This window comes from Glutamicibacter soli (genome assembly GCF_052322135.1).
Taxonomy (GTDB): Bacteria; Actinomycetota; Actinomycetes; order Actinomycetales; family Micrococcaceae; genus Glutamicibacter; species Glutamicibacter soli.
Map to the genome: position 1 here is coordinate 1,340,484 of NZ_CM125969.1, position 18,986 is coordinate 1,359,469.

Genomic DNA, 18,986 nt, shown 5'->3' on the forward strand with positions numbered 1-18,986 from the left:
CTGCGTCCGGGGCGTTCCCTGTCCGGAAACCCCGGACAGCGCGTAGACTCGAGGGCGATGACTAACGAGAGTGTGGACGCGAACCTTCCCGATGCGGGCGCCGAGTCCGAGGCGCAGCGCCGCGAACGCTTTGAGCGGGACGCGCTGGTCTACGTGGACCAGTTGTATTCTGCCGCGCTGCGCATGGCGCGCAACCCGTCGGATGCCGAGGACCTGGTCCAGGAGGCCTACACGAAGGCGTATTCAGCCTTCCACCAGTACAAGCCGGGCACGAACCTGAAGGCCTGGCTGTACCGGATCCTGACCAATACCTACATCAACCTGTACCGCAAGCGCCAGCGCGAACCGCTGCGCACCAGCACGGACACGGTGGAGGACTGGCAGATGGCCCAGGCGATGGAGCATTCGCCCACGGGCCTGCGCTCGGCCGAGGTCGAGGCGCTGGACCACCTCCCGGATTCGGATGTGAAGGCGGCCCTGCAGTCCATTGGCGAGGATTTCCGCCTGGCGGTGTACTTCGTCGACGTCGAGGGCTTCAGCTACAAGGAAGCCTCGGAGATCCTCGGGGTGCCGATCGGCACGGTCATGTCGCGGCTGCACCGCGGGCGCAAGCAACTGAGGGAACTGCTGGCGGACTACGCTGCAGAACGCGGAATCCAGGCGGCGGCCAACCCCGCAGCCCAGGTCGATGGAGGGACGAAGTAAGATGGACTGCAATTCTTTGGGGGACTGCTCCGACGCGCGCATCGTGCGCATCTACGAGTACCTCGACGGCGCCCTCACGCTGGCCGACCTGAAAGAGGTCAAGGCCCACCTGGACCACTGCCCGGAGTGCGCCGAGCAGTACGATCTGGAGTGCATCATCCGCTCGGTGGTGCGCCGCAGCTGCCAGGAGCACGCCCCGGAACAGCTCAAGGCCAACATCATCACCCGGATCTCGCAGATCAGGATCGAATCCGGCCACTAGCATCCGGCGCGGCGCGCACCGGAACGTGGAAAGAACCCCGTATCGCTCGAAAGATTTCGAGTGGTACGGGGTTCTTCGTCTGTTCGCATCGCTTAGCTGTTTGGGCGCTTGCCGTGGTTGGCACCGCCACGCTTGCGATCGCGACGCTTACGAGCGCGCTTCGACATGGTGACTCCTTAGAGGGATCATTTCAAACTGCTCGATGGGTATCGAGCCGACTAATAGTCTTTCACATTCCGGTGGCAAAAGCCTAACGGGGCCCGCGTGGGCCGGGTCTCGCCGAGGCGCCGCCGCTAGCCTGCGCTGGGCTCGGGCAGCTGCAGCCAGGAGTACCAGCCGCGGTGCAGCACCAGCCACGCCATCAGCCCGTAGCCGGCCTGCCCCGGCACGCCGCCGGAGGCGTTCAGGTCCGCGCGCCACTGGGCGTGGGTGCGCAGCGGGGCGAAGGTGTCCACGTAGTGGTGGTTGCGGCGCATGGCCACGTCAGCGTACACGCGGTTCAGCTCGGCCACGCGGTCGTTGCGCGCGTCGTCCAAGCCGGGGGCGGGGCCGACCAGCAGTGCCTTGATGTTCATCTGGGAGGCCGAATCGAGGATGTTGGCCAGGTTCAGGCGGCTGCGCGCGGTGCTGACGCCCAGGTCGACGTCGCGGTCCGACAGCGCGATCACCAGGCGGTTCTCGAACTGGTCGCTGAACCGGCGCGAGGCTTCGCCCAGCCAGCGTTCGGCCAGGGCTTCGGAGCCCTCGGCGGGGGCGGCGAGCACGAAGGACTGCAGACGCAGGGCCGGGTCCTGGGTGCGGGCCATGACGCGGCCGAACCAGCCCAGGCCCCGCGGGTCGCCGTGGCCTGCCAGAAGTTCATCACCGATTGCGGTAATGCGGATGGTGCGTAACTCCAACTTGGCGGCCTTTCGTTGGGTAATAAGGTGAATCGCTGTCAACATTATCAGTGTTGCAGCGTGTGCTCGGGGATGTCGCACCCCATTAAACACCTAGACCGGCGAACCATGCCCCCTGGAAAGGGAGCCGGTTCGCCGGTCGGGGTATGCGATGCAGACGCGGGGCGGACTAGCGGGCGAAGGCCTGCTGGATCAGCACCGCGTTCTCAGCCTCGTGGCGCTTGGCGGTGCCGGCCGAGGTGGCGGCCGATGCCGGACGCGAGACCAGGTTGATCTTCTGGTCCAGGTTCGGTGCCACGTACAGGCCGAAGAACGGCCATGGGCCCTGGTTCGCAGGCTCGTCCTGGACCCAGCTCGCGGTCGCGTTCGGGTACTTGGCCAGCTCGGCGGCGATCTGCTCGACCGGTGCCGGGTAGAGCTGCTCGACGCGGACGATCGCGGTCTTCGAGTCCCCGGCCTTGGTGCGTGCGGCCAGCAGGTCGTAGTACACGCGGCCCGAGCACAGCAGCACCTTGTCCACGGCGTTCGCATCCGTGATCGAGGCGTCGCCGATGACTTCCTGGAAGCCGCCGCTGGTGAAGTCCTCCACCGCGCTGGCGGCCGCCTTCAGGCGCAGCAGCTGCTTCGGGGTGAACACGATCAGCGGCTTGCGCGGACGGGCGTAGGCCTGGCGGCGCAGCAGGTGGAAGTGGTTGGCGCCGGTGGATGGCTGGGCCACCACCATGTTGTTCTCTGCGCACAGCTGCAGGAAGCGCTCGATGCGGGCCGAGGAGTGGTCCGGGCCCTGTCCCTCGTATCCGTGCGGCAGCAGCATGACCAGCGAGCTGGACTGCGACCACTTCTGCTCGGCCGAGGAGATGAACTCGTCGATCACGGTCTGGGCGCCGTTGACGAAGTCGCCGAACTGCGCTTCCCACATCACCAGCGCGTCAGGGCGCTCCACGGAGTAGCCGTACTCGAAGCCCAGGGCGGCGTACTCGGAGAGCAGCGAGTCGTAGATCCACATCGATGCCTGGTCCTCGGACAGGTTCTTCAGCGGGTACCACTCGGTGTCGTTCTCGCGGTCGTGGAAGACCGCGTGGCGCTGCACGAAGGTGCCGCGGCGCGAGTCCTGGCCTGCCAGGCGGACCGGCACGCCTTCCATGGACAGCGAGCCCAGGGCTGCCAGCTCGGCGAAGCCCCAGTCGATGCCGCCTTCGCGGGACATCTTGGTGCGGCGCTCAAGCAGCGACTTCAGCTTGGTGTGCATCACGAAGCCCTCCGGGATCGCCGAGTGGGCGTCGCCGATGTGGGCCAGGGTCTGCGCGGAGATCGCCGATGGACGGGCGCCGTCCATGGTGTTCTCGTCTGCGGCCTGGGCGAACGGCTTCTCCAGGTCGTTGATGGTCGAGCCCGGGGTGATGATCGGGATCGGCGAGGTCTGCGCCGCGTGGGTCTCGGCGAAGATGCGCTCCAGGTTGGCCTTGTACTCCGCCAGTGCGTTGTCGGCCTCTTCCTGCGTGATGTCGCCGCGGCCGACGAGGGCCTCGGTGTACAGCTTGCGGGTCGAGCGCTTGGCCTCGATCAGGTTGTACATGATCGGCTGGGTCATCGACGGATCGTCGCCCTCGTTGTGCCCGCGGCGGCGGTAGCACATGAGGTCGATGACGACGTCCTTGCCGAACTTCTGGCGGTACTCGAAGGCCAGCTGGCCCACGTGCACCACTGCCTCCGGGTCGTCCCCGTTGACGTGGAAGATCGGGGCCTGCACCGTGCGGGCCACGTCGGAGGCGTAGACCGAGGAGCGCGAGGAGGACGGCGCGGTGGTGAAGCCGATCTGGTTGTTCACGATCACGTGCACGGTGCCGCCGGTCTTGTAGCCCGGCAGCTGGCTCATGGCCAAAACCTCGGAGACCACACCCTGTCCGGCGAATGCGGCATCGCCGTGCACCAGGATCGGCAGCACTGCGTTGCCCGAGCCCAGGCGGTCCAGCTTCGCGCGGGTGATGCCCTCGAGCACCGGATCCACGGCTTCCAGGTGCGACGGGTTGGCCGCCAGGTACACCTTGGTCTCGTTGCCGGCGTCCGAGGTGTAGGAACCCTCGGTGCCCAGGTGGTACTTCACGTCGCCGGAGCCCTGGACGGAGCCCGGGGTGGCGGTGCCTTCGAATTCGCGGAAGACCTGTGCGTAGGTCTTGCCGGCGATGTTGGTCAGCACGTTCAGGCGGCCGCGGTGGGCCATGCCGATGGCCACCTCGTCCAGCTGCTCGTCGGCGGCGTCGGAGATGATGGCGTCAAGCAGCGGAATCAGCGATTCGCCGCCTTCCAGCGAGAAGCGCTTCTGGCCGACGAACTTGGTCTGCAGGAAGGTCTCGAAAGCCTCGGCGGAGTTCAGCTTGGACAGGATGCGCAGCTGCTCTTCGCGGGTCGGCTTGGCGTAGCCGCGCTCCAGCTTGGACTGGAACCACTCGCGCTCTACCGGGTTCTGCAGGTGCATGTACTCGGTGCCGATGGTGCGGCAGTAGGCGTCGCGCAGGATGCCCAGGATGTCGCGCAGCTGGGCGCGGTCCTTGCCGCCCAGGCCGCCGGAGATCCACTCGCGGTCCAGGTCCCACAGGGTCAGGCCGTAGGACTTGATGTCCAGGTCCGGGTGCTTGCGCTGGACGTATTCCAGCGGGTTGGTGTCGGCCATCAGGTGGCCGCGCACGCGGTAGGAGTTGATCAGGTGCTGGATGCGGGCGACCTTGTTGACCTGCAGGTCGATGTCGACCTGGTTGTCCACGGCCCAGCGCACCGGCTCGTACGGGATGCGCAGCTGCTCGAAGATCTCGTCGTAGAAGCCCTGCTCGCCGAGCAGCAGGCTTTCGACCAGCTTCAGGAACTCGCCCGAACCCGCCCCTTGGATGACGCGGTGGTCGTAGGTGGAGGTCAGGGTGATGTGCTTGCCGATGCCCATGCGGGCCACGGTGGTCTCGGCCGAACCGCGGAACTCTGCCGGGTATTCCAGGGCGCCGACGCCGATGATGGCGGCCTGGCCCTTGGACAGGCGGGGCACCGAGTGCACGGTGCCGATGCCGCCCGGGTTGGTCAGCGACACGGTGGTGCCTGCGTAGTCGTCGGCGGTCAGCTTGTTGCCGCGGGCGCGCTTGATCAGGTCCTCGTAGGTGGCCCAGAACTCGTTGAAGCTCAGGGTCTCGGCGGCCTTGATGTTCGGCACCGCCAGCATGCGGGTGCCGTCGGGCTTGGGCATGTCGATGGCGATGCCGAAGTTGACGTGGGCCGGCTGGATGGCGGTCGGCTTCTTGTCGATCACGTCGTAGGTGACGTTCATCGAAGGGATCTGCTTCAGCGCACGGATCACGGCGAAGCCGATCAGGTGGGTGAAGGAGATCTTGCCGCCGCGGGCGCGCTTGAGGTGGTTGTTGATGACGATGCGGTTGTCGATCATCACCTTGGCCGGCACGGCGCGCACGGTCGTGGCGGTCGGCACGGTGAGGCTGGCGTCCATGTTGGTCGCGATGGCCTTCATCGGGCCGCGCAGCGCGGTGCGCTTTTCCTCGCCGAACAGCCCGGTCGACGGGGTCGGCTTCGGGGCCTGAGCTGGAATTGGAGCGGTCTTCGGCGACGGCTCGGCCTTCTTGACTGGTGCTGCGGATGCCGGGGCCGGCTCCGAGGCGCGGGCTTCTGCGGCCGCGCGCGGAGCGCCCTTGACGACAGGAGCTGCTGGTGCGGCTGGAGCGGCGGCTGCCGGCTTCGATGCCGGTGCGGCCGGGGCCGACTTCTCCGCAGCGAGGGACTCGAAAATCTCCCACCACTTCTTGTCTACCGAGTTCTTGTCAACGAGATACTGTTCGAACAGCTCATCTACTAGCCATTCGTTTCCACCGAACTCTTCAGTCAGCCGGTGGTGTGCTTGCTCTGGCACGTGCAACGCCTCTTCCCTGATTTCTACGTTGTTCTAGCTTGAGCCGGTGGTCTGACGAGGACGTGATAATGACCGCCGAACTCACTTTGATTTCTAGACCTGCCGACCAGTCTAGTAACTTTTCTACGCGCTTGGCCACGGCACGTATCAAAACTCACGAAAGTGGCGCGAATGACATCCCGTTCATCGGGTGGCAGATACCGCTGGTCGCCAGCCGCGCGGGGTAATGCGGATTTCGGCTCCATTAGTTAGACTGAGTCGCACTATGGAATCACACTCTCCTAGCCGGCCCGACGCCCGTAGGCGCAGCGCCGGCCACGTCAGTCCATCTCCGTTAAGTTCCGGCGCCGCATTGGAGCCTTCTAGTTGCCCCCAACTGGGCATCGGAGAAATATCACCTCAACCTTTGCGCGGGTGGAGCTAACCACCCATGGAATGGCTTTACATACTTTTCGGCCTGCTGCTGATTCTCGGCACCGGCTTTTTCGTGGCAGTGGAATTCGCGCTGGTCGCACTCGATAAGAGCACCGTGCAGCAGGCGGTGGACGCCGGAGAACGCGGTGCCAAGCCGCTGATGCAGTGCCTGACCTCGCTGTCCACGCAGCTGTCCAGCTGCCAGCTGGGCATCACACTGACCACGCTGCTCACCGGCTACGTGCTCGAGCCCTCGCTGAGCAAGCTGCTGGCCCCGCTGCTGGAAGCCGTCGGCATCGCCGGGACCAGCGCCACCGCGATCTCCGTGGTCGTCTCCATGCTGATCGCCACGCTGCTGTCGATGCTCATCGGCGAGCTGGTCCCCAAGAACATGGCCATCGCCCAGGCCATGGCCGTGGGCAAGGCGCTGGCCCGCCCGCACCTGGTGTTCACCGCGGTCTTCAAGCCGGCCATCGTCGTGCTGAACGGATTCTCCAACGCGGTGCTGCACCGCTTCTTCGGGCTCGAGGCCAAGGAGGAGATCTCTGCGGCCCGTTCGTCGCAGGAACTGGCCTCGCTGGTGCGCCGTTCGGCGCAGCTGGGCACCTTGGACCTGCAGACCGCCCGCTTCGTGCAGTCAACCATCGAATTCTCCGAGCGCACCGCCGCCGACGTGATGACCCCGCGCACCTCGATGTCCACCATCGACTCCGAGGCGCCGCTGTCGGAACTGATCGCGGTCAGCGCCGAAACCGGCTTCTCGCGTTTTCCGGTCACCGAGGGATCCAGCGACGAGATCCAGGGCGTCTGCCATATCAAGGCGGTCGTCTCGGTGCCGCGCGAACGCCGCGCCGCGCTGCAGGTGGGGGAGTTCGCCCACGACGCGCTCTACGTCCCGGAGACCATCCACCTCGACGTGCTGCTGGAGCAGCTGCGCGAGGCCGAGTACCAGCTGGCCATCGTGATGGACGAGTACGGCGGAACCGCCGGGCTGGTGACCCTGGAGGACCTGGTCGAGGAGATCGTCGGGCAGGTGTCCGACGAGCACGACGAGGACGAGGAAGAAGCAGTCACCCAGCCCGACGGCAAGTGGCTCTTCCCGGGCATGTACCGCCCGGACGAGGTCAACGAGCACGTGGGCGGCGAGGTCATCCCGGATGACGCCTCCTACGAAACCATCGGCGGCTACATGCTCGCCGAGCTGGGCCGCCTGGCGGAGCTGAACGACCAGGTCTGCACCGCGGCCGGCATCTTCACCGTCACCGAGCTGGACGGGCGGCGCATCGCGCAGATCCGCTTTGAACCGGCGCCGCAGCCGCAGGAGGAGGACGAATGAGCGACTTCATGGGACTGATCTGGCTGGTCATCCTGCTGGCGTTCAACGCCTTCTTCGTGGCCGGCGAATTCGCTGTCATGTCCGCGCGCCGCTCGCAGATCGAGCCGCTGGCCGAGGCCGGCAACAAGCGCGCGAAGATCGCGCTGTACGCCATGGAGCACGTGTCGATCATGCTGGCAGTGTGCCAGCTGGGCATCACCGTCTGCTCGCTGCTGATCCTGAACATCTCCGAGCCTGCGATCCACCACCTGCTGGCCGAGCCACTGATGGCCCTGGGCCTGGCGGAGGCCGCGGCGGACACCGTCGCGTTCCTGATCGCGCTGGTCCTGGTGACCTTCCTGCACGTGACCTTCGGCGAGATGGTGCCGAAGAATATCTCGGTCTCCGTGGCAGACAAGGCGGTGCTGCTGCTGGCCATGCCGCTGGTGGGCCTGTCCAAGGTGCTCAAGCCGTTCACCGCGCTGCTCAACGGGGCGGCGAACCTGGTGCTGCACGCCTTCGGCATCGAACCCAAGGATGAGGTGGCCAGCTCCTACACGGCCGCCGAGGTGCGCACCATCATCCACACCTCCTCCGAGGAGGGGGCGCTGGAGAAGGAGGACGCGCTGCGCCTGACCAAGGCGCTGGAGTTCTCCAGCGTCACCGCGAAGACCTGCATGGTGCCGCTGGACGACCTGTTCACCCTCGAATGGGGCGCCGCCACCGCGCGCGAGTTCGAGAAGAAGGTCGGCAAGACCGGCTTTTCCCGCCTGCTGATCACCCGCGACGAGGTCCCGGTGGGCTACTGGCACGTTAAGGACGTGATGCTCATCGACGATGCGCATTCAACCGCCCCGCTGCTCGACCTGGACCTGCATCCGCTGGGCAAGCTGAAGCAGGACACCGAGATCGAGGACGCGCTGGAGACCATGCGCCAGGAGGGCAACCATCTCTCCGCGGTGGTCGACGACGCCGGTGCCACCCTGGGCGTGGTGTTCCTGGAGGACATCATCGAGGTGCTGGTCGGCGAGATCAGCGACTCCACCCGGAAGCGCGTGGCCCCGCCGCGCAGCCACCCGGAGGGCTGATCCAACCGGGCCGGAGGGGGTTTAAATTCAGCCTCCGGCCCATCGCGTATTGCGAATGACTCGCAACTGGTAGGATTAACTGCGGTACCGCTTCGGCGGTGCCGCAGTTTTTCATTCCCGCCCGAATCCGCACCCCCCTGGGCGCACCCCGGACGGGGGACACCGCATGCAGCACCTGCTTAGAAAGCCGCCCCCATGAGCCCTACCCCGATGATCCCGAACCCGATCGTCACCTTCGACAACGCGCGACTGGCCTATGGATCCAGGGTCCTCTGGGAGGGCCTGGACCTGCAGGTGCAGCCGGGGGAGTTCCTGGCGGTGCTCGGGCCCAACGGCTCGGGCAAAACCAGCTTCATCAACACCATGCTGGGCACCACCTCGCTGGACGCCGGCACCGTGTCCATCGACGGGGCCCCGGTGCGCCGCGGCTCGGATTCGGTGGGCCTGATTCCGCAGCAGCGCCCCTTCGGGGACAACGTGCCGCTGCGCGCCCGCGACCTGGTCGCGCTGGGCATCGACGGCACCAAGCCGGGCATCCGGCTGGCCCGCCGCGCGGTGCGCGCCAAGGTCGACGAGCTGCTCGAGCTGGTCGGCGCCAGCGGCTACGCCAACCGCGCGGTCAGTGACCTCTCCGGCGGCGAGCAGCAGCGGCTGCGCGCGGCCCAGGCGCTGGCCGGGAACCCCAAGGTGCTGCTGTGCGACGAACCGCTGCTCTCCCTTGACCTGCACCACCAGCAGGCCATCAGCGAGGTCATCCACCACCAGGCGGTGCAGCGCGGCAGCGCCGTCATCTTCGTCACCCACGAGATCAACCCGATCCTGCCCTACGTGGACCGGGTGCTCTACCTGGCCGAGGGCCGCTTCCACCTGGGCAGCGTGGACGAGGTCATGCGCACCGAGGTGCTCAGCGAGCTCTACGGCGCCCCGGTGCAGGTGCTGCGCGTGAACGGGCGCATCGTGGTGGTCAGCGGCGACGGCAACCGCGCCCTGCCGCCGGACGGGCACGACCACGCCGAGGACGCCGGCCCGGCCGCCGGAACGCCGAACACCACCGGAAAGCGGGCCTGAGCATGGATTTCGCAGACCTCATCGAGAAGGCCTTCAACTTCCAGGACTACGCGCTGCTGCTGCCATTGGTCAGCAACTCGCTGATCGCCGGCGCCGCGCTGGGCGTCGTCGGCGGGCTGATCGGCATCTTCATCATGATGCGCGACATGGCCTTCGCGGTGCACGGCATCGCGGAGCTGTCCTTCGCCGGCGCCGCCTTCGCGCTGCTGATCGGCGCGGACGTGGTCACCGGCTCGGTCTTCGGCTCGCTCATCGCGGCGCTGATCCTCGGGATGCTGGGCACCCGGGCGCGCGACCGCAATTCGATCACCGGCGTGCTGATGCCCTTCGGCCTGGGCTTGGGCATCTTGTTCCTCTCGCTCTACGAGGGGCGCAGCGCCAACAAGTTCGGGCTGCTCACCGGCCAGATCGTCGCGGTCGACGACGTGCAGCTGGGCGGCATGCTGGTGCTCAGCGCCGTGGTGGTGCTCGCGCTGGCGTTGATCTGGCGGCCGCTGACCTTCGCCAGCGCCGACCCGGTGGTGGCCAACGCGCGCGGCGTGCGCACCTCGGGGCTGTCGATCATCTTCATGATGGTGCTGGCGCTGGCCGTGGCGGTGACCATCCAGGTGGTCGGCGCGCTGCTGGTGCTCGCGCTGCTGATCACCCCGGCCGCCGCGGCGATGCGCGTGAGCTCCACCCCGGTGCTCACCGTGATCCTCTCGGTGGTGTTCGCCGAGCTGGCAGTGGTCGGCGGCATCCTGCTGGCGCTGGCCGGCTCGCTGCCGATCAGCCCCTACGTCACCACCATCTCCTTCGTGATCTACCTGGTTTGCCGGGCGATCGAGGCGGTGCGCTCCCCGCGCCGTCACCAGGTCTAGCGCTTCGCCCGCCCTGCGCCGGAACTATGGGCTGGCGCACGGCGCGGACTCAGCGTTCTCATAGCCGGGGGTCGTAACGTGGAAAGTACCTCAAAAGGTGCGAGTGATGATTCAACCGCGGCCCCGTCAGTCTTGTGACGGGGCCGCGGTTGGTTTAAGCGCGCTGCAGGCTAGCGGTCCCGCTTGGCCTGGCGCTGCGCGCCCTGCGAGGCGCTGGAGGCATCGCGCTTGATCCCTCCGGTGATTTTGGAGTGCTCGCGGGCGATGCCCGCACCCACCCCGGCGCCCGAGACCGCGTCGCCCGCGCCGTCCGGCCCGGTGTTGCGGTTGGCCTGCGCCATCGCCGGGCGCTCGGCCTTCGGCCGCTCGGCTTCCTGGCGTGCGACGGCGGCCAGCCTGGCCGACACGATGGACAATGCCTCTTCGAAGGCTTCGGCGCGATGGCGCGACTTGCCGCGCTTGGGGTGCGCCGCCCCGCGCCCGGCTTCCTCGGCCACGGAGGCTGCCGCCTTGCGGCGGTAGTTCTTGGGTGCTTCTTCCTGGCCCGGCGCACCCGGCGGTGCAGTGCCAGCAGTTCTTCTTCGTCCAGCGGTTCAAGCCGAGCCGGCACGAGTTCCCGGATCAATTCCTGCTCCGATTCCTTCACGACCCGCAGATAGTTCTCCATGCCGCCTTCTCCTTGCTAGGGCTGATCCCCGGTGCAGGGGGTTCCGAGGGCGTGGATCCGAGCTATTGCCCAAGGCGGTGCCTGGCAAGCACCGCGGGTACGCCCGCGACGGGCACGCATCCGGAGTATGGGTATTTGCTGGGAACCAGCTGACGATGTTGGAGCGGCCGCGGCACTCATTGCTACGGTGTCAGCAACCGATGAAAGGAGCACCGACATGGAGAATAACGCGGATTTCCCGAACCACGGCGATGCCGTGCAGCCCGAGTCAGCTGAGGACCAAGCGGCCGCTGCCCAGCGGGACCACCTGTCCGATCCGGCCCGCAACGACGAGGTCGGACACGACTGGACCGACGAAGGCGGCGCCACGCCCGACGGCCCCGCAACCGAGGGGAACGAGGAGCGCTAGTTCCGCCCTCTGGCCCCAGCCCCCGCGCGGTTCCGCGCAGCGTCGCACTGCGCCGCGACGGACCGCCCGGGGGCTTTGCCGCATCCAGGGCCCGACCCGGTGGTGGCGCACCTTCGCGGCACCGCGCGGGGCGCCGGACAGGCTTCACGCAGCGCCTGCCGTGCGCCGGCCGGGACCCGGATCGGCTGGTCCCCAGCCGGCACCGGGCCCCTGAGCCCTAGTCGCCGGCTTCGCGGCAGGCGGCGCAGATGCCGTAGATTTCCACGGTGTGCTCCGGGTCGGTGAAGTCGTTCTCCGCCGCGACCCGGGCGGCCCAGCGCTCGACGGAGGGGGCGAGCACCTCCACGGTCTTGGAGCACACGCGGCAGATCAGGTGGTGGTGGTGCGCCTCGGTGATGCAGCGGCGGAAGCGGGCCTCGCCGTCGGCGCTGCGCAGCACATCGACCAGTCCGTCGTCGGACATGGATTGCAGCAGGCGGTACACCGTGGCCAGCGAGACCTTCTTCTCGGCCTCCTGCAGCCAGCGGTGCAGCTCCTGGGCGGTCGCGAAGTCGTCGACCTGTTCCAGCGCCTCCTCCACCGCGACCCGCTGCTTGGTGATCCGGGTTTCGGGCTGTGCCATGGCCGTGCACCATTCCTCTCCTGCTAGGGGATGTTCGTGGTTGCCGCGCCGGCCTGCGGGTGTCGAATCGACCCCAGCCACCGGCGGTTTAACCCAATTTTAGCCAACTTTGGGCCGCAGGGCGTGTCTGGTGGTGGCACGGTACGCCGCCGGAGCCTACGCTAAGGACATGCGTATCACATCCAGAGGGCATTCGTGCCTGGAACTGAGCACCGTCGACGGGTCGCTGCTGCTGGACCCGGGATCCTTCAGCGATCTGGACGGGGCGTTCGAGAACAAGGCCGCGGTGCTGGTCACCCACCAGCACCCTGACCACGCCGACCATCCGGCGCTGGCCGCCGCGCTGGAGGCCGACCCGGTGCTCCAGGTGTACGCGCCGGCCGGGCTGGCCGACGCGCTGCGCACCGAGCTGCCCGCCGCGCGCCGCGCCCAGGTGCACACCGTGCACGAAGGCATGGACTTCATCGTCGGCGGGATCCGGGTGCGCACCTTTGGCGGCACCCACGCCACCATCCACCACTCGATCGACCCGATCGCGAACGTGGGCTATCTGGTGGGCGACGGCGCCGTGGGCCGGGTACAGGTTTTCCACCCGGGGGACAGCTACCAGGTGCCGATCGGCGTGCGCCCGGACGTGCTGCTGCTGCCGGTCATGGGCCCCTGGGGCAAGATGGCCGAGGCCGCCGACTTCGCGGCGGCAGTCGGCGCCCCGGTCTGGGTGCCGATCCACGACGGGCTGCTCAATGGCCGCGGCACCGGGCTGTTCGACCGCCAGCTCGGCGCGATCGCCGCGCACCAGGGGGCGAACTACCAGCGCCTGGAGCCCCTGACGGAGTACCGCGCCGCTGAGCTGCTGGCCGCCGCCGAGTCCTCGCAGACCGACGCGGGCAGCGTGGAGGGGCACGCATGAACCCGCTGATTTCCGCCGCCGCGCTGGCCGCGCTGCTCGACGCTCCGGGCCCCTCGCCGGTGCTGCTGGATGTGCGCTGGTCGCTGGGCCGCAGCGACGGGCGCGAGCTCTACGCCGCCGGGCACATCCCCGGCGCGGTGTTCGTCGACCTGGAACGCGAGCTGTCCTCCGCTCCCGGGCACCAGACCGGCCGCCACCCGCTGCCGCTGCCGGCCGATTTCGAGGCCGCCGCCCGGCGCTGGGGGATCAGCCAGGACTCGCAGGTGGTGGTGTACGACGACTCCGGCGCGCTGGCCGCCGCCCGCGCCTGGTGGCTGCTGCGCCATGCAGGCTTCGAGAACGCGGCCGTGCTGGACGGAGGACTGGATGCCTACAGGGCGCTGCCCGGCACACAGCTGGCCACCGGGGAGCAGTCGAACACCCCGGGCGACGTCACCCTGTCCTGGGGGCGCATGCCGGTCATCGAGTTCGAGCAGCTGGCCGGATTTTCCGGCACGCTGATCGACTCGCGCGCCACCGCCCGCTACCTGGGCATCGAGGAGCCGATCGACCCGGTCGCCGGCCACATCCCGGGCGCCCGCAACCGCCCGACCACCGACAACCTCGACTCGCAGGCGCGCTTCCTGCCCGCCGCGGTGCTGCGCGCCGACTTCGCCAAGCTCGGCGTTGACACCGGGGACGCCGCGGCCTACTGCGGCTCCGGCATCACCGCGGCCCACCAGGTGCTCGCCGCGCACACCGCCGGGATCGAGCTGGCGCTGTACCCGGGCAGCTGGTCCGAGTACTGCTCGCACCCCGAGGCCCCGGTCGCCACCAGCGACGAGCAGCACCGCCACTAGATGTCCGCGCGGCGCGCTCCACCAGGAGCCGCCGCGCGCCCGCAACCGCCCGCCGACGCGGGCAGAAAGGCAGCCCATGAGTACGCTGTTCACCAAAATCATCAACGGCGAGATCCCCGGCCGCTTCGTCTGGTCCGATGCGCAGTGTGTCGGCTTCCTGTCCATCGGCCCGCTGTCAGACGGGCACACCCTGGTGGTGCCGCGCGCGGAGATCAACGAGTTCACCGACGCGCCCGACGAGCTGGTCTCCCACCTGACCCTGGTCGCCACGAAGATCGGCCGCACCCAGAAGCGCGTGTTCAACTCCGCCCGCGCCGGGCTGATGATCGCCGGCTTCGAGGTCCCGCACCTGCATGTGCACGTCTGGCCGACCAACTCGCTGGCCGACTTCGATCTGGCCAATGCCGCGGTCAACCCGGACCCGGCGCAGATGGACGCGAACGCGCAGACGCTGCGCGACGGGCTGCGCGCCGACGGCCACTCGGAATTCGTCCCGGCCGACTAGCGCCGCCGGCCCCGGCTCAAGAACGCCGAATGCCCGCCGGAACCGGCCATGCAGGTCGGCTCCGGCGGGCATTTTCCGGCCCCGGCGCGGGCCGGGGCGCCGGCGGCTGGAGCGTCGTCGGCTCCAAGCCGTCGGCTACAGCGCCGACAGGCCGTCCTTGATGGCCTTGCGGATGCGCTTCTCGCTGACCGAATACGCGGTGCCCAGCTCCTGGGCGAACAGCGAAATGCGCATCTCCTCCAGCATCCACTTCACCTCGCGCAGCCCCGCCGGCAGGCGCGCGCCCTCCGGGACCTTGTCCAGGGCGGCGTCGTACTCGTCCTCCAGCTTCTGGATCACGACCAGCGCCTGCGAGTCTCGGGTGACCGCGCCGCCGGCGAGCTTCTCCAGCCGCTTCTCGATGCCCGCCAGATAGCGCGGCAGGCGCAGCAGGTGCGCCGCACCGGTGGCGGCGATGAACCCGGGGTAGATCAGCTGCTCCAGCTGCGAGCGGATGTCGGTGATCGCGGCGTACATGGCCAGCGAGCGGGTGGCCTTCAGCTCCTTGGAGATCCGCGTGGCCGCGGCGAAGACCTTGGCCACCACCGCGGTGATGGAGAAGACCGTGTCGATCTGCTCCGCGCGCACCACCACGAACAGCGCCTCGAACGCCGCGCGGTCCATCGGCAGCTGCTCGGGCACCAGCTTGTCCACCGCCGCCATGGTGCAGTCGCTGATCAGGTGCTCGATCGAGCCGTGCGGGTTCTGCGTGAACGCCAGCTTCTCGGAGTTGTCCAGGTGCGAGATCACGAACTTCGCCGCCGGCGGCAGGCGCAGCATCAGCAGCCGGATCACGCCGGTGCGGTGCGCCGCGTCGCGCTCCACGGCCGAGCGGAACACCGTCAGGTCCACGCGCTCGCCCTGGGCGATCAGGCCCGGGTACGCGGTGATCTGCTGGCCCATCACCGTGGTGGTGACCTTGTCCGGCAGCCTGTCGCCCAGCGTGTCCCCGGCGGCGTCAAGCTGCGGCCAGGCATCGAGCTTTTGCTGGTCCCAGGCCCCCGCGGCGTTCTTCGCGCCCCGGGTGCCCTTGCCGGCCTTGTTGCCCTGCCGGCCCGTGGCCGTTTTGCCCTGCCCGCCCTTGGCGGCTGCGGCAGGGGTCCCCGGCTTGCCTGGTTTGCCCGGAAGAGCTGCGCCGGGGGAGTTGACCCCGCTGGCCAGCGCGGCGCGGTTGGCCGCGGCCAGCTTGTACTGCAGCTTGCCCAGGTCGTCGCCCTGGCCCAGCACCTTGCCGGAGGCGTCGGTGACGGTGAAGCCGAAACGCAGGTGCGCGGGCAGCGTGGAGAAGTCGAAAACGGCCGGGTCCACGACGATGCCGCGCAGCCGCCGCAGCACCAGCGCCAGCGACTGGGCCAGGTCGTCGGAGGCGGGATCGAAATCGGCCTCCAGCATCGCCAGCGCCTTGCCCGCCACGTCCGGGGCGGGCACGAAGTTCTTGCGGATCGCCTTGGGCATGGAACGGATCAGCGCGGTAAGCAGCTCGTGGCGCAGGCCCGGGATCAGCCAGGCGAACCGCGCCGGATCCAGCTGGTTCAGGAACACCACCGGCACGGTCAGGGAAACGCCGTCGCCCTCGCCGCTGGCGGCGGCCGGGTTGTACTCGTAGCTCAGCGGCAGGTGGATGCTGCCCAGCGCCCAGGTTTTCGGGAAGGCGGTCTCGTCCAGCGCCTGCGCGTCGGCGGCCAGCAGCGCCTCGGGATCGAAGTCAAGCAACGCCGGATCCGCGGCGCGCGCCTTCCTCCACCAGCGGTCGAAGTGCCGCTCGGAGAGGATGTCCTGCGGCAGCCGGGCATCGTAGAACGCGAACAGGTCCTCATCGCTGATTCGCAAATCGTGCCGGCGCATCCGGGTTTCCAGCTCCTCGACTTCCTCCAGCAGCGCGCGGTTCTTCGCGAAGAACTTGTGGTGCGTGCGCCAGTCGCCCTCCACCAGCGCGTGGCGGATGAACAGCTCGCGGGCCAGCGCCTTGTCCACGCGCCAGTAGTGGAACTGGCGGCGCGGCACGATCGGCAGCCCGAAGAGCGTGAGCTTCTCGTAGCCCATCACCGAACCGTTGCGCTTGGACCAGTGCGGCTCCGAATAGGTGCGCTTGAGCAGGTGCGGGGCCAGCTCCTCCACCCACGCCGGATCGATCACCGCATTGGTGCGCGCCCACAGCCGGGAGGTCTCCACCAGCTCGGCGGCCATCACCCAGGTCGGCGACTTCTTGAACAGCCCGGAACCGGGGAAGATCGCGAAGCGGGTGCCGCGCGCTCCGACGTAGTCGCGCTTGCGCTCGTCGTAGAGCCCGATGTGCCCCAGCAGCCCGGAGAGCAGCGACTTGTGCACGGCGTCCTCGTTGGCGGCCGGCTCGATCGGCGCGGCGGCCACGGTGATGCCCAGGGGCTTGGCCAGCTGGCGCAGCTGCGTGAACAAGTCCTGCCATTCGCGAACCCGCAGGTAGTTGATGTGCTCGGCCTTGCACAGCCGGCGGAACGCGGAGGAGGACAGCTCGTTCTGCTGCTCGCGCACGTACGCCCACAGGTTCAGCAGCGCGGTGAAGTCCGACTTGTCGTCGGCGAAGCGCTTGTGCAGCTCGGCGGCGCGCTCGCGCTGGCCGGTGTCCTCGGAGGGGCGTTCGCGCGGATCCTGGATGCTCAGCGCCGCGGCCAGCACCATCAGCTCCTTGGCCACGCCGCGTCCGGCGGCCTCCACGATCATGCGGCCCAGCCGCACATCCAGCGGCAGCTGCGCCAGCTGGCGGCCCACCGGGGTGATGCCCGCGCGCTTCTGGCCATCCAGCGCCCCCAGCTCGCGCAGCAAGTTCACGCCGTCGGAGATCGCCCGCGATTCCGGCGGCTGCACAAACGGGAATTCGGAGACCTCCGCGGCCGAGGCCACCACGCCCATGGAGATCATCTGCAGGATCACGCTGGCCAGGTTGGTGCGCAGGATCTCCGGGTCGGTGAACTCCGGTCGGCTCTGGTAGTCGTCCTCGGAGTAGAGGCGGATCGCGATGCCCTCGGACACGCGGCCGCAGCGGCCAGAGCGCTGGTTCGCGCTGGCCTGGGAGACGCGCTCGATCGGCAGGCGCTGCACCTTGGTGCGGTGCGAGTAGCGCGAGATGCGCGCGGTGCCGGTGTCGATCACGTACTTGATGCCCGGCACGGTCAGGGAGGTTTCGGCCACGTTGGTGGCCAGGATGATGCGCGGGGCGGCGCCCGGGTGGAAGACCCGGTGCTGCTCGGCCAGCGAGAGCCTGGCGAACAGCGGCAGCACCTCGTAGCGCGGCAGGCGCTTGTTGGAGGCGACCAGCGCGCGCAGCGCATCGGCGGCGTCGCGGATCTCGCGCTCGCCGGAGAAGAAGATGAGGATGTCGCCCGGGGCCTCGCCGGCCAGCTCGCGGACCGCGTCGGTCACCGCATCCAGCGGGTCGCGGTCGTCCTCCAGCGACTCGGCGTCCGCGTCCTCGTCCAGGTCGACCTCGGCGGCCAGCGGGCGGTAGCGCAGCTCCACGGGGAAGGTGCGCCCGGAGACCTCGAGGATCGGCGCCGGGACCAGCTCGCCCTCCGCGTCCAGCGTGCCGAAGTGCGCGGCGAAGCGTTCGGGGTCGATGGTCGCGGAGGTGATGACGATCTTCAAGTCCGGGCGCCTGGGCATGATCTGCTTGAGGTAGCCCAGCAGGAAATCGATGTTCAGGCTGCGCTCGTGCGCCTCGTCGATGATGATCGCCGAGTACTTCTTCAGGAGCTTGTCGCGCTGGATCTCCGCCAGCAGGATGCCGTCGGTCATCACCTTCAGCTTGGTGCGCTTGGAAACCTCGCCGGTGAAGCGCACATGGAAGCCGACTTCCTCGCCGATGCTCGTGCCCATTTCCTCGGCGATGCGCTCGGCCACGGTGCGCGCCGCAAGGCGCCGCGGCTGGGTGTGGCCGATCATGCCCTTCTCGGCCAGCCCGAGCTCGATGAGCATCTTGGGCAGCTGGGTGGTCTTGCCGGAACCGGTTTCGCCGGCGATCACGACCACCTGGTTCTTGGATACCGCGTCGAGGATGTCCTCGCGGCGACCGGAGACGGGCAGGGCTTCGGGATAGGAAATGGTTAGCGCCATGATGCCCCCATTCTATGCGCGTTCGCGCCGCGTCGCCCGCCGCGCCCCGGAGCGGCTTTTCGCTTCGCGAACCGACGTGACCCGGATCGCGTTCGACGCAAGTCAAGTTCGCATTTCGTCCAAACAATCGTCGCCAGCTTGAGGCTGTGGAATACAAAAGGTGTCCATTGCGCGGTTTTGCGCTCGATTTTGTGCGGCGTTTGCGCCCGATCAACACGCAAATGTCTTCAATACGGCGTTGATTGTAGTCAAGGTGAGGTCGTTCACATGTAAGATCGGGGGTAATCACCGTCACCTGGTCCGGATCGTTCCCGAGCCGACAGCGAGCCTGGCGGCTCTCCGGAACCAGTGAAGTCTCGGTGGTTATCACTCGCATAGGGAACTTTGAAAG

At 68.2% G+C, this 18,986-nt stretch carries 16 protein-coding genes; 10 read left to right on the forward strand and 6 right to left on the reverse strand.

Annotated elements, in window-relative coordinates; all coding sequences use genetic code 11:
- The first annotated feature begins 57 nt into the window (after positions 1 to 57).
- Positions 58 to 705: a sigma-70 family RNA polymerase sigma factor gene (locus ACTX90_RS06390; protein WP_047118721.1), complete on the forward strand. Its 648-nt coding sequence runs from the start codon at positions 58 to 60 to the stop codon at positions 703 to 705.
- A gap of 1 nt (position 706) precedes the next feature.
- On the forward strand, positions 707 to 967 hold the full coding sequence (rsrA, locus tag ACTX90_RS06395) for a mycothiol system anti-sigma-R factor (protein WP_047118722.1): 261 nt from the start codon (positions 707 to 709) through the stop codon (positions 965 to 967).
- Between the two features lie 92 nt (positions 968 to 1,059).
- Here the strand turns inward: rsrA and ACTX90_RS06400 are convergent, their stop codons facing one another.
- The 3 genes from ACTX90_RS06400 to ACTX90_RS06410 all read right to left on the reverse strand — a co-directional run bounded on the left by ACTX90_RS06400 (position 1,060) and on the right by ACTX90_RS06410 (position 5,770).
- Complete coding sequence (locus tag ACTX90_RS06400; RefSeq protein ID WP_369299107.1) at positions 1,060 to 1,134, reverse strand: 50S ribosomal protein bL37; 75 nt, start codon at positions 1,132 to 1,134, stop codon at positions 1,060 to 1,062.
- A 126-nt stretch (positions 1,135 to 1,260) separates the two neighbouring features.
- Entirely contained in the window at positions 1,261 to 1,866 is a 606-nt protein-coding gene (locus tag ACTX90_RS06405) for a GDSL-type esterase/lipase family protein (protein ID WP_181728173.1), read from the reverse strand.
- 169 nt (positions 1,867 to 2,035) lie between these two features.
- Entirely contained in the window at positions 2,036 to 5,770 is a 3,735-nt protein-coding gene (locus ACTX90_RS06410) for a multifunctional oxoglutarate decarboxylase/oxoglutarate dehydrogenase thiamine pyrophosphate-binding subunit/dihydrolipoyllysine-residue succinyltransferase subunit (protein ID WP_443443528.1), read from the reverse strand.
- A gap of 430 nt (positions 5,771 to 6,200) precedes the next feature.
- On the opposite strand from ACTX90_RS06410, the gene ACTX90_RS06415 reads away from it, so the two are divergent.
- The 4 genes from ACTX90_RS06415 (at position 6,201) to ACTX90_RS06430 (ending at position 10,515) form a co-directional block, all read left to right on the forward strand.
- Positions 6,201 to 7,520 carry a hemolysin family protein gene (locus ACTX90_RS06415; RefSeq protein ID WP_047118724.1) on the forward strand — a complete coding sequence of 440 codons (1,320 nt, stop codon included), beginning with the start codon at positions 6,201 to 6,203 and terminating at the stop codon, positions 7,518 to 7,520.
- Positions 7,517 to 8,587 carry a hemolysin family protein gene (locus tag ACTX90_RS06420; protein WP_047118725.1) on the forward strand — a complete coding sequence of 357 codons (1,071 nt, stop codon included), beginning with the start codon at positions 7,517 to 7,519 and terminating at the stop codon, positions 8,585 to 8,587. The genes ACTX90_RS06415 and ACTX90_RS06420 overlap by 4 nt, the downstream gene beginning before the upstream one ends.
- Before the next feature lie 195 nt (positions 8,588 to 8,782).
- On the forward strand, positions 8,783 to 9,655 hold the full coding sequence (locus ACTX90_RS06425; protein ID WP_231735972.1) for a metal ABC transporter ATP-binding protein: 873 nt from the start codon (positions 8,783 to 8,785) through the stop codon (positions 9,653 to 9,655).
- Between the two features lie 2 nt (positions 9,656 to 9,657).
- Positions 9,658 to 10,515: a metal ABC transporter permease gene (locus ACTX90_RS06430; protein ID WP_047118727.1), complete on the forward strand. Its 858-nt coding sequence runs from the start codon at positions 9,658 to 9,660 to the stop codon at positions 10,513 to 10,515.
- Positions 10,516 to 10,685: 170 nt separating this feature from the next.
- Here ACTX90_RS06430 and ACTX90_RS06435 read toward each other — a convergent pair whose 3' ends face one another.
- Entirely contained in the window at positions 10,686 to 10,922 is a 237-nt protein-coding gene (locus tag ACTX90_RS06435; RefSeq protein WP_443443531.1) for a hypothetical protein, read from the reverse strand.
- A 477-nt stretch (positions 10,923 to 11,399) separates the two neighbouring features.
- Between ACTX90_RS06435 and ACTX90_RS06440 the strand changes: the two genes are divergently transcribed.
- Positions 11,400 to 11,591: a hypothetical protein gene (locus tag ACTX90_RS06440; RefSeq protein ID WP_047118728.1), complete on the forward strand. Its 192-nt coding sequence runs from the start codon at positions 11,400 to 11,402 to the stop codon at positions 11,589 to 11,591.
- A gap of 217 nt (positions 11,592 to 11,808) precedes the next feature.
- On the opposite strand, the gene ACTX90_RS06445 is transcribed toward ACTX90_RS06440, so the two are convergent.
- Positions 11,809 to 12,213, reverse strand: a complete 405-nt coding sequence (locus ACTX90_RS06445) for a Fur family transcriptional regulator (RefSeq protein WP_047118729.1) — start codon at positions 12,211 to 12,213, stop codon at positions 11,809 to 11,811.
- Positions 12,214 to 12,382: 169 nt separating this feature from the next.
- Between ACTX90_RS06445 and ACTX90_RS06450 the strand changes: the two genes are divergently transcribed.
- From ACTX90_RS06450 to ACTX90_RS06460, 3 genes are all read left to right on the forward strand, one after another.
- Complete coding sequence (locus ACTX90_RS06450; protein ID WP_053797780.1) at positions 12,383 to 13,123, forward strand: MBL fold metallo-hydrolase; 741 nt, start codon at positions 12,383 to 12,385, stop codon at positions 13,121 to 13,123.
- Positions 13,120 to 13,962, forward strand: coding sequence for a sulfurtransferase (locus tag ACTX90_RS06455; RefSeq protein WP_120990266.1), 843 nt, complete (start codon positions 13,120 to 13,122; stop codon positions 13,960 to 13,962). The genes ACTX90_RS06450 and ACTX90_RS06455 overlap by 4 nt, the downstream gene beginning before the upstream one ends.
- A 76-nt stretch (positions 13,963 to 14,038) precedes the next feature.
- Positions 14,039 to 14,467, forward strand: coding sequence for an HIT family protein (locus ACTX90_RS06460; RefSeq protein WP_047118731.1), 429 nt, complete (start codon positions 14,039 to 14,041; stop codon positions 14,465 to 14,467).
- Between the two features lie 135 nt (positions 14,468 to 14,602).
- Here ACTX90_RS06460 and hrpA read toward each other — a convergent pair whose 3' ends face one another.
- The gene (hrpA, locus tag ACTX90_RS06465; protein ID WP_443443534.1) at positions 14,603 to 18,595 is read right to left on the reverse strand and encodes an ATP-dependent RNA helicase HrpA; all 3,993 of its coding nucleotides are present in this window, start codon (positions 18,593 to 18,595) and stop codon (positions 14,603 to 14,605) included.
- Positions 18,596 to 18,986: the final 391 nt, after the last annotated feature.